14 protein-coding genes and 1 pseudogene are annotated in these 16,032 nt (G+C 72.5%); 5 read left to right on the top strand and 10 right to left on the bottom strand.

Translation table 11 applies throughout. From position 1 onward, the window contains the following. Positions 1-27: 27 nt before the first annotated feature. On the bottom strand, positions 28-648 hold the full coding sequence (locus tag J7I97_RS11010) for a SurA N-terminal domain-containing protein (RefSeq protein WP_214933295.1): 621 nt from the start codon (positions 646-648) through the stop codon (positions 28-30). Positions 649-840: 192 nt separating this feature from the next. On the opposite strand from J7I97_RS11010, the gene J7I97_RS11005 reads away from it, so the two are divergent. Beyond that, positions 841-3,195 (top strand): YfhO family protein, encoded by a 2,355-nt coding sequence (locus tag J7I97_RS11005; RefSeq protein WP_214933293.1) that lies wholly within the window; start codon positions 841-843, stop codon positions 3,193-3,195. On the opposite strand, the gene J7I97_RS11000 is transcribed toward J7I97_RS11005, so the two are convergent. Next, complete coding sequence (locus J7I97_RS11000) at positions 3,155-3,346, bottom strand: DUF397 domain-containing protein (RefSeq protein WP_214933373.1); 192 nt, start codon at positions 3,344-3,346, stop codon at positions 3,155-3,157. The two genes, J7I97_RS11005 and J7I97_RS11000, sit on opposite strands and share 41 nt — an antisense overlap. A 95-nt stretch (positions 3,347-3,441) precedes the next feature. Here J7I97_RS11000 and J7I97_RS39555 point away from each other — a divergent pair, with 95 nt between their 5' ends. After that, positions 3,442-3,573: a hypothetical protein gene (locus J7I97_RS39555; RefSeq protein WP_285441064.1), complete on the top strand. Its 132-nt coding sequence runs from the start codon at positions 3,442-3,444 to the stop codon at positions 3,571-3,573. A 44-nt stretch (positions 3,574-3,617) separates the two neighbouring features. On the opposite strand, the gene J7I97_RS10995 is transcribed toward J7I97_RS39555, so the two are convergent. The 4 genes and pseudogenes from J7I97_RS10995 to J7I97_RS10980 form a co-directional block, all read right to left on the bottom strand. Then, positions 3,618-4,010 (bottom strand): hypothetical protein, encoded by a 393-nt coding sequence (locus J7I97_RS10995; protein ID WP_214933291.1) that lies wholly within the window; start codon positions 4,008-4,010, stop codon positions 3,618-3,620. A 213-nt stretch (positions 4,011-4,223) separates the two neighbouring features. Further along, positions 4,224-4,484: pseudogene (locus J7I97_RS10990) on the bottom strand (serine/threonine protein kinase); the annotation flags it as partial. Positions 4,485-4,509: 25 nt separating this feature from the next. Then, the gene (locus tag J7I97_RS10985) at positions 4,510-4,701 is read right to left on the bottom strand and encodes a DUF397 domain-containing protein (protein ID WP_214933289.1); all 192 of its coding nucleotides are present in this window, start codon (positions 4,699-4,701) and stop codon (positions 4,510-4,512) included. Positions 4,702-4,714: 13 nt separating this feature from the next. Continuing rightward, on the bottom strand, positions 4,715-5,566 hold the full coding sequence (locus tag J7I97_RS10980) for a helix-turn-helix transcriptional regulator (RefSeq protein ID WP_214933287.1): 852 nt from the start codon (positions 5,564-5,566) through the stop codon (positions 4,715-4,717). Positions 5,567-5,664: 98 nt separating this feature from the next. On the opposite strand from J7I97_RS10980, the gene J7I97_RS10975 reads away from it, so the two are divergent. After that, positions 5,665-5,832: a hypothetical protein gene (locus J7I97_RS10975; protein WP_214933285.1), complete on the top strand. Its 168-nt coding sequence runs from the start codon at positions 5,665-5,667 to the stop codon at positions 5,830-5,832. Between the two features lie 168 nt (positions 5,833-6,000). Here J7I97_RS10975 and J7I97_RS10970 read toward each other — a convergent pair whose 3' ends face one another. The 3 genes from J7I97_RS10970 to J7I97_RS10960 form a co-directional block, all read right to left on the bottom strand. Continuing rightward, positions 6,001-7,503 carry a serine/threonine-protein kinase gene (locus J7I97_RS10970; RefSeq protein ID WP_214933283.1) on the bottom strand — a complete coding sequence of 501 codons (1,503 nt, stop codon included), beginning with the start codon at positions 7,501-7,503 and terminating at the stop codon, positions 6,001-6,003. Then, positions 7,500-8,162, bottom strand: coding sequence for a hypothetical protein (locus J7I97_RS10965; protein ID WP_214933281.1), 663 nt, complete (start codon positions 8,160-8,162; stop codon positions 7,500-7,502). Before J7I97_RS10965 ends, J7I97_RS10970 begins: the two co-directional genes overlap by 4 nt. Positions 8,163-8,329: 167 nt before the next feature. After that, entirely contained in the window at positions 8,330-10,417 is a 2,088-nt protein-coding gene (locus tag J7I97_RS10960; RefSeq protein ID WP_214933279.1) for an N-6 DNA methylase, read from the bottom strand. 213 nt (positions 10,418-10,630) lie between these two features. On the opposite strand from J7I97_RS10960, the gene J7I97_RS10955 reads away from it, so the two are divergent. Both J7I97_RS10955 and J7I97_RS10950 read left to right on the top strand, forming a co-directional pair. Continuing rightward, the gene (locus J7I97_RS10955) at positions 10,631-11,410 is read left to right on the top strand and encodes a hypothetical protein (protein ID WP_214933277.1); all 780 of its coding nucleotides are present in this window, start codon (positions 10,631-10,633) and stop codon (positions 11,408-11,410) included. Positions 11,411-11,504: 94 nt separating this feature from the next. After that, entirely contained in the window at positions 11,505-12,341 is an 837-nt protein-coding gene (locus tag J7I97_RS10950) for a hypothetical protein (protein WP_214933276.1), read from the top strand. Between the two features lie 115 nt (positions 12,342-12,456). On the opposite strand, the gene mfd is transcribed toward J7I97_RS10950, so the two are convergent. Continuing rightward, positions 12,457-16,011 carry a transcription-repair coupling factor gene (mfd, locus tag J7I97_RS10945; RefSeq protein WP_214933274.1) on the bottom strand — a complete coding sequence of 1,185 codons (3,555 nt, stop codon included), beginning with the start codon at positions 16,009-16,011 and terminating at the stop codon, positions 12,457-12,459. Positions 16,012-16,032: the final 21 nt, after the last annotated feature.

Here is a 16,032-nt window from a genome sequence, read left to right as displayed (position 1 = left end):
CTCCGAACCTACCTCCGCGCGAACGGGTCAGGCTCCGGCGGGGGCCTGCTCGGGCCGGGTGCGCTGGGTGATCCACGCGGTCTCCCCGTCGCCGAGGGCGATCTGCTTGACGTCCCAGTCGCCGTAGCGCGGGTTCACCGTGATGTGCAGCGCGTCCGAGGCCTTGGCGAGCGGGGCCAGGACGGCCTCCTTGCCGAAGCGCTCCGAGAGCTTGCCGAACAGCAGCGTGAACCGGATGTCGTCGTCGATCTGGCCGGGGGCGAGCGGGATCTTCTGCGCCAGGGCCCGCTGCTCCAGCTTCCGGGCGCCGCCGTCCTGGCCTGCGTCCTCGCGGAAGTCCTCGACCTCCTTCGTGCTGACGGAGATCCCGGCGTCCTTGGCGGCCTTCTCCAGGACCCGCAGCTGGATCATCTTGTTGAGCTTCAGCCGCTCCAGGTTCGGGGTGCTCGCGACGAGCTGGGCGGCCTGTTCGGAACGGTTCTGCGCGGTGCGGACGTCGTTCACCTGGTCCTGGAGCGCCGAGGTGGTGATCCGTTCGCCGCCGACCACGGCCGCGGTGCCGGGGCGGGTCTCGCCCGAGCAGGCGGACAGCAGGGGGGCCGCCACGAGCAGGGCGGCGGAGACGGAGAGCGCTGTGCGACGGTGCAAAGGAGCCTCCAGGGCCGGGAGATTGTGCGTCGATGCACAAGGGCCGTGCGGTGATCGATGGTATGCAGTCAGCGTGATCCGAGCCACTGGTTCGACCAACGATTCCCCTGGTGTTGGGGTACGCGTCTGTTTATGTCGCAGCCACCCTGCGGCCACCCCTCGTCCGCCCTGCGCTGGGAGGGTCGGCCCACCATGTCGACACCGCACCCCTCCCCGCGGCGCCACAGCCTGCTCGGCTCGGCGCTCGCCGCCCTGATCACGGCCGCGGCCATGTGTGCCGGAGACGCCGTCGCGGGCGTCTACCCGTACGGGCCGCGCCATCGCAGCATCAACGACCTCGGCAATCAGTTCGTGCCCTTCCACGCGCACTTGTGGGACATGCTCCACGGGCGCGCGGAGGGCGGGCTGCTGTTCAACTGGCAGTCCGGCTACGGCACCAGCTTCCTGCCCGACTTCGGGACGTACCTGACCAGCCCGTTCGCGGTCCTGGTGGGATTGTTCCCGCGCCAGGACATCGACCTCGCGGTGTACGTCGTCACCGTGCTGAAGATGGCGGCCGCCGCGGCGGCGATGGCCTGGCTGCTGCGCACCCACCGGCGCGGACCGTGGTGGGCGGCGGGGCTGCTCGGGGCCTCGTACGCGCTGTGCGGCTGGTCGGTGATCGAGGCCTCGTACAACCCGATGTGGATGGACGGGCTGATCGCCTTCCCGCTGCTGTGTCTGACGGGTGAGTGGGCGCTGCGGGGCCGCCGGCTCGCGCTGGGGACGCTGGTCGTCGCCGTCTGCTGGATCGCGAACTTCTACACGGCGTACATGGCGACGCTGGGCGCGGCGTTGGTGCTGGTGGTGCGGGTGGTGCTGACGCGCGAGGGGGTACGGGACCGGCTGCGGGTGATCGGACGTGCGGCGGGGACCACGCTGCTGGGCATCGCCCTGGCGGCTCCCGTCCTCGCGCCGCTCTTCCTCAGCTCGGGGCAGGCGTACCCGGGGCTGGTGAGGGAGTTCCAGCCGGTGTCCTGGGCGGACACGTTCGCCCGGCTGCTGCCGGCGACGTACTCCTTCTCCTCGCCCGCGATCTTCGTGGGGACGGGGACGCTGCTGCTGGTGGCGGCGCTGCCCTTCCACCGGGCGGTGCCGCTGCGCACCCGGCTGTGGTGGGCGGGGCTGGCGGTCGCGGTGCTCCTCTCCTTCCAGTGGACTCCGACGCACCTGGCCTGGCATGTGTTCGCGACCCCGAACGGGAGCCCGTACCGGCAGACGTTCGTACTGGCCGGCATCGTGGTGATCGCCGCGTGGACCGGGCTGGCGGCGGGCCCGCCGGGGCTGCGGGCGCTGGCGGCGGGCGCGGGCGTGCTGGCCGCGGTGGTGGTGTGGGCCGGCGCGAGCGAGCTGGTCACGGCGTGGAGCTACGGGCTGTTCTGCGGCGGGCTGGCCGTCGCGGCGGGCGCCTGGTGGGCGCTGCGGCATTGCCGGCTGGTGCTCCCGGCGGCGGGCCTGCTGGCCCTGGTCCTGCTCGGGCAGGCGGCGGCCACGACGGCCTGGGGCATGCAGGGCAAGCTGGGCGGCCTGGACGACTACCCGTCCTGGGGCGCTGCCCACACCGCGCGCGCCGATGCCCTGGCCGGCGCCGAGGGCTGGCCCGCGTACCGGACGGACCCGAGCCGGCCGGCGCTGTCGGGCAACGACCCGATGCTGCTGGGCGGGGAGGGCGGCGCGTACTACAGCAGCCACACCCCGGACGTCTTCACGCGCACGATGGTGGCGCTCGGGGCGGGCTGGACCTCGCGCGGGCGCAACGTCCAGAGCATCGACAACCCGGTGACGGACGCCATCTTCTCGGTCGGCGCCCGCCTCCAGCCGGACGGCTCGATCGCCCGGGCGGAGGTCCCGCCGCTGATCACCACGCGCCCCGCGGGTCCGGAGCCGACGTACACGGACAACCCCTTCAAGAACCAGGAACTCCTGCTGGGCGCCAAGGTCTACGAGGACCCGGTCGCGCCGGGCATCTGCCGCGCGGGCACGGAGGCGTTCCTCTGGGCCCCGGAGTACAACGCGTACGCCCGCCTCACGGGCGGCCGCGGCTTCCGCCTGGACGGCAACTCCCCGCGCAACCGGGCGGCCGTCCAGCCGCTGGGCGTCTCCCGCGGGCCCGCCTCGGCCCTGCACTTCGACTCGGAGCCGCCGCCGCGGTGGATCCTGTCCTGCCTCGACCGCGCTGCGTTGACGGCGGCGACCGGGCAACTGCGCGCCACGGCGGGCACCTCGCTTAAGGTCGGCTCGTCGGGCATCAGTGCCACCGTCGCTCCGGGCACCAAGGGCACGGCGATCCTCTCCTCCCCCGCGATCGCCGGCTGGACCTGCAACGACCGCCCGGCCTCGGCGTACCTGGGCCTGGTCGCGATCCCGCTGGACGGCCGCACCACCACCATCACCTGCACTTTCCGCCCCCCGGGCCTCCTCCCGGGCGCCGCGGTCGCGGCGACGGCCCTGGTGGTCCTTCTGGCCCTCAGCTCCGGCCGAGCCGCCCGGCGACGACGGCGCCTATGAAGGTGCGCAGGGCGTGAGCACTTGCGGCGACGACGGTCTCGGGCACTTTGCTGTCGCGGAGGCGGACGGCGCCGTCGGGAGCGACGGCGACGCAGACGCAGTTGGCGGCCTCCGCGCTGTACGAGGACTTTCGCCAGTCGTGCGGCCCCAGCCCTCGCGGGCAGAACTGCCCAGTTGGCTACGCGAGTACCTCCGACTCCGTGGAGCCCGTGACGCTGAGGTTGAAAGGCGGGTGCGGTTCAGTTCTTGACTTTCGCCGGCGCCACGGACGCGATCCTCGCGAACAACAACGTCACGGGCACGGCGATCGTGAAGATCAGCGCCGGCGACGGGTACTGCAAGACGTCGGGCTGCGGGGACTGGGTCAAGGCGGGCTGACCGCTGACGGCGGTGAAGACCGGGCCGGTCTTCACGTTGGGGTACTACTTGACCGGGGCCAGGCAGAGGACGAACTTCTCCTGGTCCCACTGCTGCGCGAGGGCGGCCTCGCCGGTCTCGCCGCAGACATTGACGTCGAAGGTGTTCTCGACGACCTTGACGACCTTGAAGTTGGCGTCCTTGTCGCCGCACTCCTTGGTCGACACCTTGGGGTCATTCTCACTGCCGGTCACCTGGACACAGTCGCCGGCCTCGGCGTGCACGGGCGAGTTGAAGAAGTAGGAGATACCGAGCTTCACCACGACGGCGGCGACGATCAGCACGACCACCCTGAGGACCTTCATCCCCTTGCCGCCCTTCTTCGCAGGCGCGGCGGGCTCGGCGGGCGGCGGGACCTGCTGCGGGTCGGCAGGGTGCGGCGGAGGCGGGGTGGCCATGGGCTGTCCTCAAATACGGTTGGGTGATCGAACGCGCGTACGCTACACGCCCCGACACACCCAAACCGGACCAATGCCCTCCGCTTCCTGATGAGATGCGAAGTCGTGATCCGGCCGCCCCGACCCACCCCGCCGTTCCCCCCTCATTGGGGGCGACGGCGATGCAGACGCAGCTGGCGGCCTCGGCGCTGTACGAGGACTTTCGCCAGTCGAGGTCTGGCGGACCTCCGTGGGGAAGGGGCGCGCGGGGCCGTGCAGGCGTTCCACGTCGAAGAGGAGGCGGCCCAGAGTGTCGTGGGCCGCCGGGCGGTCGCCGAGGGAGAGCAGCAGGTGGGCCATGCGGCAGCGGACCACCAGGGGGAGGCCCGGGTCCGGGTTCGCGTAGTGGTTCTCGAAGAGCGGCAGCAGCGCGCGGTACTCGGCGAGGGCTGCCGCCGGTTCGCCGAGCTGCTCCAGGCACTGGGCCGCGTCGTAACCGATGCAGCACCCGGCCTCGCCCTCAGCTCCGGCCGAGCCGCCCGGCGACGACGGCACCTATGAAGGTGCGCAGGGCGTGAGCACTTGCGGCGACGACGGTCTCGGGCGCTTTGCTGTCGCCGAGGCGGACGGTGCCGTCGGGAGCGACGGCGACGCAGACGCAGTTGGAGCCGTCGCCGCTATAGGAGGACTTCCACCATTGACACGTGGGCATTTCGCGCCCCTTCTCAGATCTCTTGGACGAGCCGATGAATGAAGTCGCGTGACTCGGCCGGCTTGATGGCGGCTCCCTCCACGCGGTCGAGAACGGACCGGAACTTGACGAGCTGGGCCTCGGCATCGAGGAACTCGCACCCGAAGTGCGTATCGACCTGCACGGTGTCGAGCTGAGGCACCGGGCCGGACGCATAGTCAATGGACTGCCCCGTGCCAGGAAACGCGCTGCCGCCGAACGGGAGCACCCGGACGGTGATGTTGTCGCGCTCGCTCATCTCGATGATGTGCCGGAGCTGCGCGCGGGCGACCTCTCGGCCGCCGAAGCCCATGCGCAGGGCCGCTTCATGGATCAGCGCTGTGTACCGGACGGGCTGATCGCTGTAGAGAATCCCCTGCCGCTTGATGCGGTGGGACAGCCGGTGTTCCACCTCGTACGGCAGCAGAGGCGGAGCCACCTCCCTGAACAGTACCCGTGCATGGTCCGTCGTCTGCAGCAATGCAGGGATGTGGATGACGAGAGCGACCCGCAATTCGCGGGCGTGATGCTCAAGTTCGGCCAGGTCGACGAGGGCGGCCGGGAGATACTCACGGCACTCGTCCCACCAGCCACGGGTCCGTCCCCCGGTCATCGCGCAAAGCGCCTCGACCAGTGCTTCGTCTGCGCAGTCGTAGCTTCGGGCGAAGGCGCGTACGCGCTCGGCACTCACCGGATAGCGGCCGGACTCGATGCTGCTGATGCGCGCCTGGCTGATACCGAGGAGCGCTGCGGCACCGGTCGAGGTCAGGCCCGCGTGTTCCCTGAGTTTCCGCAGCTCGATGCCGAGCCGCTGCTGGCGGAGGGTTGGGGTCGTACTGGGGGGCACGGCTCTCCGTTCTGCACACACATCTGTACGGACAGGTCACCCACTAGCGGTCACTTTGGGTAGTTCCCTGTAAACCAGTAGCAAGTATCCGAGGCGGGATGACACACGAAGGGACCGGTCCCTTCGTGTGCGGGCTGTGCGGGCTGACCGTGCTCAAGGCCGTCACTGCCCGCCGCTCCCGCCGAGGCCCGACGGCCGTCGCGCCCGTGTCGGCGCAGGCGCCGGAGCCGGCCGACCCGCTGGTGGGTGAGCGCCAGAACGCCTGACGGCGGGTATCCCACTCGTCCGGGCGAACACGCCCTTCCCGCGGCGAGTCCCTGGAGGTCACCGTCAGCGGAACAGCCGTAGCCCAGCTTGTTCCCGTCACCGCGACGCAGTCCCTGCTCGACCCGCAGGCCTGCCCATCGCCTCGCCGGGGACGTGACCCGACCGGATTACCGGACCTGGCCCAACCAGTGGAGGGTGCGGCGGACCTCCGCCGGGAAGGGGTGGGTCGGGCCGTGGAGGCGTTCGGCGTCGAAGAGGAGCCGGGCCAGGGTGTCGTGGGCGGCCGGGCGGTCGCCGAGGGAGAGCAGCAGGTGCGCTATCCGGCGGCGGACCTCCAGGGGCAGGCCCGGGTCCGGGTTGGCGTAGTGGTTCTCGAACAGCGGGAGCAGCGAGCGGTACTCGGCGAGGGCGGCCGCAGGTTCGCCCAGCTGCTCCAGGCACTGGGCCGCGTCGTAGCGGAAGCGCAGCGACTGGGCGTCGCCGGCCGGGAACTCGTCGGCGAGGCGGCGCAGCTCGGGCAGAGCCCGGCGGTACTGGCCGTCGTCCATCAGCGTGGCGGCGTACTGCTTGCGCAGCGAGCGGACCACCGGGGAGTGCTCGCCGTGCTGCGCGGCCGCGGCCGGGAGGATGCCGCCGAGGATGTCCACGGCCTGGGTGAGGCGGCCCTGGTCCAGGAGCTGCTTCGCCTCCTCCACGGCCGCCGGGATGTCCGTCTTCGGCGGCGCCGGCGGGGCGGACGGCTGCGGTGGGATCACGGCCGCGCGGTCCGGCCAGGGGGCGTGCGGGCGCAGGAAGGGGCGGGTCGGGTCGAGCGGGCCGGAGGGGGTGCCCTGCTTGGGCAGCAGCGGGACGAGCGCCTCGTACAGCTCCTGGGCGGAGGCGGGCCGGTCCTGCGGGTCCTTCGCCAGGAGGTGGAGGAGGACCGCCTCCAGCTGGTGCGGGATCTCCGGGCGCAGGCGGCGCACCGGCTGCGGGGGCTCGTACAGGTGCCGGTGCAGCACCCCGAGAGCGGTGGACCCGGCGAACGGCACGTTGCCGCTGAGCAGTTCGTACAGCAGGACGCCGAGCGCGTAGAGGTCGGTGGCCGGGCCCACCGCGCCGCCCATGGCCTGCTCCGGCGCCATGTACGCGGGGCTGCCGATCGGTGAGCCGGTGCTGGTGAGGCGGGTGGTGTCGGTGTCCATCACCGAGGCGACACCGAGGTCCAGGACCAGGATGCTGCCGTCCGGGCGGACCATCACATTGCGCGGCTTCAGGTCGCGGTGCACGATCGGCACGGCGTGCACGGCCGCCAGCACCGCGCACAGCTGCGCGACCACCGCGACCGCCCACTGCCAGGGGTACGGGCTGTGCTCCGCGAGGTGGTCGGCGAGGTCGGAGCCCTCGACGTACCCCATGACGAGGAAGAGCTCGTCGCCGTCGCTGCCCGCGTCGTGCACGGTGACCAGCCCGGGGTGGTCCACCTGCGCCGTGACCCGGCATTCGCGCACGAAGCGGCGGCGCAGCTCCTCGGCGACGGTGCCGGGGCCGGCCACCTTGTCGGGGCGCAGCAGCTTGACGGCGACGCGGCGGTCCAGGCGCTGGTCGTACGCCGTCCAGACCTGGCCCATGCCGCCCTGGCCGAGGATGGTGGCGAGCTGGTAGCGCTCGCCGATGATGCGCTCGGTCACTGGCCCTTGTCCTGGTACGGGTTGCCCTGGTTGGGGTTGCCCTGGTTCGGGTTCTGCTGGGGGTGGGGCGTCTGGTTGCGCAGCAGTTCGCTCAGCTCGTCGAGTTCGGCGCGGACCTGCCCGATCCGCGGCTGCGGGACGGGCGTCGGCGGCGGGGTCGGCTCGGCGGCCGGGGCCGGGCCCGGGACGGGGGTCGGGGCGTGGGCCGACACCGCGGACGGGTTCTGCGGGACGGTCTGCGCCCCCACGGGCGGGTAGCCGTAGCCCGCGCTCTGCCGCGGCGGCGCGTACGGCGAGGCCGGCGTCGGCGCCTGCGCCTGCGCGGGGTACCAGTGCCCCTGCCCCTGCCCCTGCCCCGCGAGCGCGCCCGCCGCCTTGGCCTCGTAGTGCCGGATGTCGGCGACGAGGAAGTACACGCAGGTCGCGAGTCCGGTGGCGATCGTGCCGAAGGCACCGACGTTGCCCTGCCAGCCGCTGGTGTCGGGCGTCGGGTCGGCGCCGATCAGCGCGACCCAGCCGACGGCGAGCACGCAACTGGCGCCCAGCAGCACCCAGTCCCGGGTCTTACGGGTGACCAGCGCGAGCCGCAGCATCGTGCCCCAGGCCATGAAGCCGCAGCTCAGAAGGGGCAGCAGGGTGAACAGCACACGCAATGTCACCACGCCCGCGGTACTGGGCCGGGGACCGTGCTGCGGCGGGAGGCCGGGGCCGTGCATCGCTGCTCCTGACGGGCCGTGCGGAAAGGGATTTCGGGTCTGACCGCATAGAGCGTATACAGCCTTTCCGCCTGTCAGTGAGGGGATGCGCGCAACCGTTGCAGGGTCGGTCACCCAGGCGTGACCGAACCGTCCGACAGACCGTCGTACAGGCCTTGTACGAGTTGCTCCCCGAGCCGCCCCGCCAGCCGCAGCGCGTCCTCGAACTCGGCGAGCGCGCGGAAGCGGTCACCGTAGCGCTGCTGATCGGCCAGCGGCAGCCGCGGCAGCTGGAGCCGGCGCACATCCAGCCGGGTGGCGGTGGAGGCGTGGCTGCTGGCCCGGCGGTTGTTGGCGGTGCCGCGCAGGAATCCGGCGAGGAACCAGGGGTCGAGCGCGGCCGGGTCGGGGCGCAGCAGTTGCAGGTTGCGGCCGAGGACCGCGCCCGCGGCCGCCTCGCCGACGACGCGGGCGATCCCGGCGCCGCCGACGACGGGGACGATCACGTCGCCGGGTTCGGTGAGCACCGGCTCGTCGGCGGTGGGGGCCAGGGCGCCGGAGGGGCCGCTTCCGATGTACACGTCGTGCTCGGTGAGGACCGGGGCCTCGCCGGTGCCGCTGCCGGTGCCGGTGCGCAGCAGCAGTGCGCCGGCCCGGGCGAGTTCGCCGATGGTGGTCAGCGGCAGCCGGGCCGCGCCCTCGCCGGCCGGGGCGGCGGGCGGCGCGGGCGGGGTGAGCCGGGCCGCCTGGCCGAGGGTCTCCTCCAGCCGCTCCCGCACGGCGGCCAGTTCGGCCGGTCCGCCGCCCGCCGCCGGCGGCGGCAGGTGCCGGGCGGGGGTCAGGTCCACCTCGTCGTCCAGCAGCTCGATGACGGGCACGGTCCGGCTCACGCCCGGGACCTCCGCCACCGCGCCGGTCCGGTCGTACGCCGTCCAGGCCGCCAGCACCGCGCTGTGCACGGCCGGCCACGCGGCCCGGCCCTGCCCCTCGGCCGTGAGGCCGGCGGCGAGCCCCGCGGTGTCCACGAGGAGCAGCCCGGCCGGGGGCGCCGCGTGCGGGGCGGGCTTGCGCAGCACCCACAGGTGGAGCGGGATCCCGTACGGCGGCGCGGCCCCGGCGGGCAGGGCGACGACGGCCCGCAGCGCGCCCCGGCGCAGCAGGTCGGCGCGGATGCGGCGGCCGGAGCGGCGGGCGGCGACGGCGGGCGGCATCAGCAGCACGGCGGTGCCGCCCTCGCGCAGGTGGGCCAGGGCGTGCTGGACCCAGGCGAGTTCGGATTCGGTGCGGGCGGGGAGCCCGTACTCCCAGCGGGGGTCGTAGGCCAGCTCCTCGTGGCCCCAGTTGCGTTCGTTGAACGGCGGGTGGCACAGCACGGCGTCCACGGCGGGCTGCGCGAAGGCATCGGCGCGCAGGCTGTCGGCGGCGGCCGCCCGGACCTCGGCGGCGCTGTGCAGGGCGAGGCGGAGCCCGGCGAGGGCGGCGAGTTCGGGCGAGGCGTCCTGCGCGGACAGGGCGGTGGCGCCGGTGACGGCCCGCAGCAGGGTGCCGGTGCCGCAGGCCGGGTCGAGGACGGTGCGGGCGGTCGGCCCGGCGACGGCGGCCATCAGGGCGGCGCAGTCGTCCGGGGTCAGCGTGTACTGCCGGGGGTTGGCTTCGAGATGCCGGCCGAGCAGGAACTCGAAGGCGGTGCGGGCGCCGAGTTCGGCGGCCAGCTCGGCGGCGCCGCGCAGCAGCGGCATGGCGGCGGGCCGCAGCGAGGTGGTGCCGAGCGGGTGCCGGGGGCCGAGCCGCGCCGTGAGCACCTGGTCCAGGACGGGTGGCAGCAGGGCGGCCACCCGTTCGTCGGGGACGGCGGCCAGCTCCAGCCAGTCGGTGGGTCGCTCCCGTACGACGAGCAGCGCGGCCCCGACTTCGACGAGCGCGGCGACGGCCCCGGCGGGGTGGGCGGTGACCTGCTGCCAGACGCGTTCGCGCAGCGGGACCTCGGCGAGCTTGCCCTGGGCCCGCAGCCAGTCCTCGATCTCGGCCAGGGCGAAGGAGGGGCTGGTCTCGGTGCCGCCGACCGGCTTGGGGAAGTCGGCATGGCGCCGGCGCCAGTTGCTCACGGCGGCGCGGCCGACACCGGCCAGGCGGGCGATCTCGGCTGCGGTGACCTCGGGGGCGGTGACCTCGGGAGCGGGGGCCTCGGGGGCGGGGGCTGCGGCGTTCTCCTCCAACATGCGGCGAGCATACCCGTACACACGCCAGAGACCGCTTCACAGCGGGAACCGAACAACCTCCGTGAATCTTGTTGACTCGGTTCACAAGATTTGTTGTGATGAGCCTCGTCAACGGCGAGAGCCGCGACCGCGAGGAGCACCGAGGCGGGCACGCCCGGCACGGCGGGCAAGAAGCCGGACCACGGGCTGCACCGACTGGAAGAAGGACAACTGATGCGTACCACCGGAACCAGACCGACCGACGTCATATCGACCGGAACCAGACCGGCCGGAACCAGACCGGCCGCCGCCGCGGCCACCGCGGCCACCGCCGCCACCCTGTTCGCCCTGACCGCGCTCACCGGCTGCCTCCCCGGCGGCGACAGCGGCCCCTTCGCCGGCCTGTCCGCCTCCAAGGTCGCCGACAAGTCCGTGACCGCCCTGCGCACCGCCTCCTCCCTGACCGTCAAGGGCACGGTCCGCGACGAGGGCAAGCCGATGCGGCTGGACATGGCGGTGAGCAAGTCGGGCGACTGCAAGGGCAGCATCTCGATGGCGGACCAGGGCTCCTTCGAGCTGATCCGCAATGCCGACTACGTCTACATCAAGGCCGACGAGGCCTTCTACCGGACGCAGGTCAACGACCTGCCGAAGGATCAGGCCGACGCGGCGGTGGCCATGCTGGCCGGCCACTGGGTGAAGTCGAAGGCCGCCGGGGAGGACTCCAAGGAGCTGTCCGCCCTGTGCGACCTGGACGAGCTGACGAAGGAGTTCGACGACAGCTCGGGCGCCAAGAAGGGGAAGGTGGTGAAGGAGGGCGGCCAGGACGCGCTCACACTGACCACCAGCACCACCGACGGCACCGAAGAGCTCTACGTGGCCACCCACGGCACCCCTTACCTGCTCCGGGCCGTCGAAACCGGCAAGGAGCCCTCCGACATCTCCTTCTCCGGCTTCAACGAGCCGGTCAAGGCCGAGGCCCCGACGGGGGACGTGGTCGACGCCGACGGGTGACGGACGCCTCCGGTCCGCGCCGCGGAACCCGCGGGCGCTCGGCCGAACCCGGCGGCTAGGCTCGGCAGTCGACGGTATTTCAGGGGGGAATCACATGCGCAGCCGCACCATAGCCGCCACGGCCATCGGTACCACGGCCCTGCTCGGGCTGACCGCGTGCGCGGGCGGTGAGGACAAGGCCGCCGCCCTCGGCCGCACAGCCCGGGCCTCGGCCGCCGCCACGGCCCCGGCGCCCTCGGGCTCCGCCGCGGCCCCGGCCAAGGGAGCCGGGCTCACGGACCTGTCGGGGGCCGAGATCCTCACCCAGGCCTACGAGGCGACCCGCAAGGCCGAGTCCGCCCACGTCACCGCCACGGTGCCGTACGAGGGCGAGCCGATGAAGATCAACCTCTCCCTCGACAAGAAGGGCAACTGCAACGGCGCCATCCGCCTCCAGGGCATGGGCAAGCTGGACATCATCAAGTCCACCGAGCTCGTCCACTTCAAGGGCGACGAGGCGTACTGGCGGGGCGCGGCCAAGCTGAAGAGCACGCCGAAGAAGCAGACGGACCAGATGGTCGCGACGCTCGCCGACCGGTGGGTGAAGATACCCGCCTCCGACCCGCGGGCCGCTTCGATGACCGGCAGCTGCGATCTGGACAAGCTGATGGGCGGCTTCGACAGGAGCAGCCCGCTCGCCCGCAAGGGCGGGACGGCGACGGTCGAGGGCAAGCCGGCGATCGCGGTCACCTCTCCGACCAAGGACGGGACCCAGACCGACTACGTCGCCACCCAGGGCACCCCGTACATCGTGAAGTCCACCATCACCGGGGGGACCGACGGCGAGGCCGTGTTCTCGGAGTTCGGCACCCCGGTGGACGTGACCTCCCCGAAGGACTCCGACGTCCTCGACCTGGGGAAGCTGGGCGGAGCCCCCGGCGAGGCGGTCTGAGCTAAAGCGGCCGCGGCGGTGGACCGAAAGGTCCCCCGCCGCGGCCGTCTCCGTATGTACGGACGGTCTACGCCTCTACGCCTCTACGCCTCTACGCCTCTACGCCTCTACGCCTCTACGAGCCGAGGATCGTGGTGAGGAACTCCCCCGTCCAGGCCAGCAGTTCCCGCCCGACCAGCGGCTTCCCGCCGACCTTCGCGGTCTTCGGGCGCGGGATCAGCACTTGCGAGGTCGCGGGCTTGAGCACCGCCCCCGGGTAGAGCCGCTTGAGCCTCAGCTCCTGCGATTCGCGCAGCTCCACCGGCCCGAAGCGGACGTTGGGGCCCTGGAGGGTGATGTCGCCGACCCCGCATGCCCGCGCGAACATCCGCAGCCCGGCCACCATCAGCAGGTTCTCCACCGGCTCCGGCAGCTTGCCGTAGCGGTCGGTGAGCTCCTCGCGCACCGCCTTGACGTCCGCCTCCGAATTCGCCGAGGCGATGGACCGGTACGCCTGGAGGCGCAGCCGCTCGCCGGGCGCGTAGTCGTGCGGGACGTGCGCGTCGACCGGCAGCTCGATCTTGACGTCCAGCGGCGGCTCCTCCTCCACCCCTCCCTCGACCGCGGCCCGGTAGTCGGCCACCGCCTCACCGACCATGCGGATGTACAGGTCGAAGCCGACGCCCGCGATGTGGCCGGACTGCTCGCCGCCGAGCAGGTTGCCCGCGCCGCGGATCTCCAGGTCCTTCATCGCCACGTACATGCCGGCGCCCATCTCGGTGTGCTGGGCGATCGTCGCGAGCCGCTCGTGCGCGGTCTCGGTCAGCGGCTTCTCCGGCGGGTAGAGGAAGTACGCGTACCCGCGCTCGCGGCTGCGTCCCACGCGCCCGCGCAGCTGGTGCAGCTGGCTGAGGCCGAAGTTGTCGCCGCGCTCCACGATCAGGGTGTTGGCGTTGGAGATGTCGATGCCCGACTCGACGATCGTCGTGGAGACGAGGACGTCGAACTTCTTCTCCCAGAAGTCCACGACGACCTGTTCCAGGGCCTGTTCCGACATCTGCCCGTGTGCCGTCGCGATCCGCGCCTCGGGCACGATCTCACGCAGCTTGGCGGCCGCCCGGTCGATGGACTCGACCCGGTTGTGGATGTAGAAGCACTGGCCCTCGCGCAGCAGTTCACGGCGGATGGCCGCGCCGATCTGCTTCTCCTCGTACGGGCCGACGAAGGTGAGCACCGGGTGCCGCTCCTCCGGCGGGGTGGTGATCGTCGACATCTCGCGGATGCCGGTCACCGCCATCTCCAGGGTGCGCGGGATCGGCGTCGCGGACATGGTCAGCACGTCGACGTTGGCCCGGAGCTTCTTCAGCTGCTCCTTGTGCTCGACGCCGAACCGCTGCTCCTCGTCGACGATGACCAGGCCCAGGTCCTTGAACTTGGTCTCCTGCGAGAACAGCCGGTGCGTACCGATGACGATGTCGACGGAGCCCTCGCGCAGGCCTTCCAGGGTGGCCTTGGACTCGGTGTCGCCCTGGAAGCGGGACAGCGCCTTCACGTTGACCGGGAACTGGCTGTAGCGCTCGGAGAAGGTCCCGAAGTGCTGCTGCACCAGCAGTGTGGTGGGCACCAGGACGGCGACCTGCTTGCCGTCCTGGACCGCCTTGAAGGCCGCCCGGACCGCGATCTCGGTCTTTCCGTAGCCGACGTCGCCGCAGATCAGGCGGTCCATGGGGACGGACTTCTCCATGTCCTCCTTGACCTCGGCGATGGTGGTGAGCTGGTCGGGCGTCTCCGCGTACGGGAAGGCGTCCTCCAGCTCGCGCTGCCAGGGGGTGTCGGGGCCGAAGGTGTGGCCGGGGGCGGCCATCCGCGCGCTGTACAGCTTGATCAGGTCGGCGGCGATCTCCTTGACGGCCTTCTTGGCGCGCGCCTTGGTCTTGGTCCAGTCGGCGCCGCCGAGCCGGTGCAGGGTCGGGGCCTCGCCGCCGACGTACTTGGTGACCTGCTCCAGCTGGTCGGTGGGGATGTACAGCCGGTCGCCGGGCTGGCCGCGCTTGGCGGGGGCGTACTCGACGAGGAGGTACTCGCGGGTGGCGCCCTGCACCGTGCGCTGCACCATCTCGATGTAGCGGCCGACGCCGTGCTGCTCGTGGACGATGTAGTCGCCGACCTCCAGGGTGAGGGGGTCGATGGTCTTGCGGCGCCGGGCCGGCATCCGGCCGAGATCCTTGGTGGCGGTGCGCTGGCCGGTCAGGTCGGTCTCGGTGAGGACGGCGAGCTTGAGGGCCGGGTCGACGAAGCCGTTGTCGAGCGAGCCGCAGGCGACGTGGACGAGCGACGGCTCCAGGGCGCGCAGGTCGGACTCCAGCCGGGCCGCGATGCCCTCGCCGCCGAGCACCTCGACGGTACGGGCGGCCGGGCCGTGGCCCTCGGTGAGGTAGACGGTGTGCCAGCCGTCGGCGATCCAGCCCTTGGTGTCGGCGAGCGCGCGGGCGGTGTCGCCGCGGTAGGCGTCGGGGGCGTGCATGCCGAGCTTGAGGACCGCCGGCTCGCCGGCTGATGTCACCGTGCCGCCCGCCTCCTCGTCGGCGGCGAAGGGGGACACCGACCACCACATCATGTTCAGCTCGCGGGCCCGGTCGCGGACGTCCGCGATCCCCCGCAGGGAGGCCGCGCCGACGTCGATCGGGGCCTGTCCGCCGCCGGCGGTGGCCGCCCAGGAGGCCATCAGGAACTCCTGCGAGGTCGCCACCAGGTCGGCGGCGCGCGTCCGCACCCGCTCCGGATCGCACACCACGGCCATCGACCCGGCCGGCAGGACGTCGATCAGCAGCTCCATGTCGTCGACCAGGACCGGGGCCAGGGACTCCATGCCCTCTACGGCGATCCCCTCGGCGATCTTGTTCAGCAGCTCGCCGAGCTCGGGGTGCTCCTCGGCCAGCGCCGCGGCCCGCCCCCGCACCTCGTCCGTCAGCAGCAGCTCGCGGCAGGGCGGGGCCCACAGCCCGTGCTCGGCGACCTCCAGGGAACGCTGGTCGGCGACCTTGAAGTAGCGGATCTCCTCGACGTCGTCGCCCCAGAACTCCACGCGCAGCGGGTGTTCCTCGGTGGGCGGGAACACATCGAGGATGCCGCCGCGCACGGCGAACTCCCCGCGCTTCTCGACCAGCTCGACCCGCGCGTACGCGGCGGCGGCCAGTGCCTCGGTGACGCCCCCCAGATCGGCGCTCTCCCCCTGCCGCAGGCTCACCGGCACCAGGTCCCCCAGCCCCTTGACCTGCGGCTGGAGCACGGACCGGATCGGCGCGACCACGACGGACACGGGACCGGCGGCCGGGTCGTCCTTGCTCGGGTGCGCGAGCCGGCGCAGTACGGCGATCCGCCGGCCCACGGTGTCGCTGCGCGGCGAGAGCCGCTCGTGCGGCAGAGTCTCCCAGGACGGGTACTCCGCCACCTCGTCGGGCGGCAGCAGGCTGCGCAGCGCGGCGGCCAGGTCCTCGGCCTCGCGCCCGGTGGCGGTGACCGCGAGCACGGTCCGCTCGGTCCGCCGGGCCAGGGCGGCGATCGTGAAGGGCCGCGCGGCGGGCGGGCCGACGAGGTCCACGTGCATCCGGTTGCCGTCCCCGGCCGCGGTGACCGCCTCGGCGAGGGCGGGGTCCCGGGTGACGGCGTCAAGCAGTCCGTGCAGGCTCATGAAGGAGGCTTTCCATCCGGT

Source organism: Streptomyces sp. ISL-87, from assembly GCF_018614095.1.
GTDB lineage: Bacteria > Actinomycetota > Actinomycetes > Streptomycetales > Streptomycetaceae > Streptomyces.
Note: the sequence above shows the minus strand (reverse complement) of the source record. Positions and strands in the feature narration are given on the sequence as shown.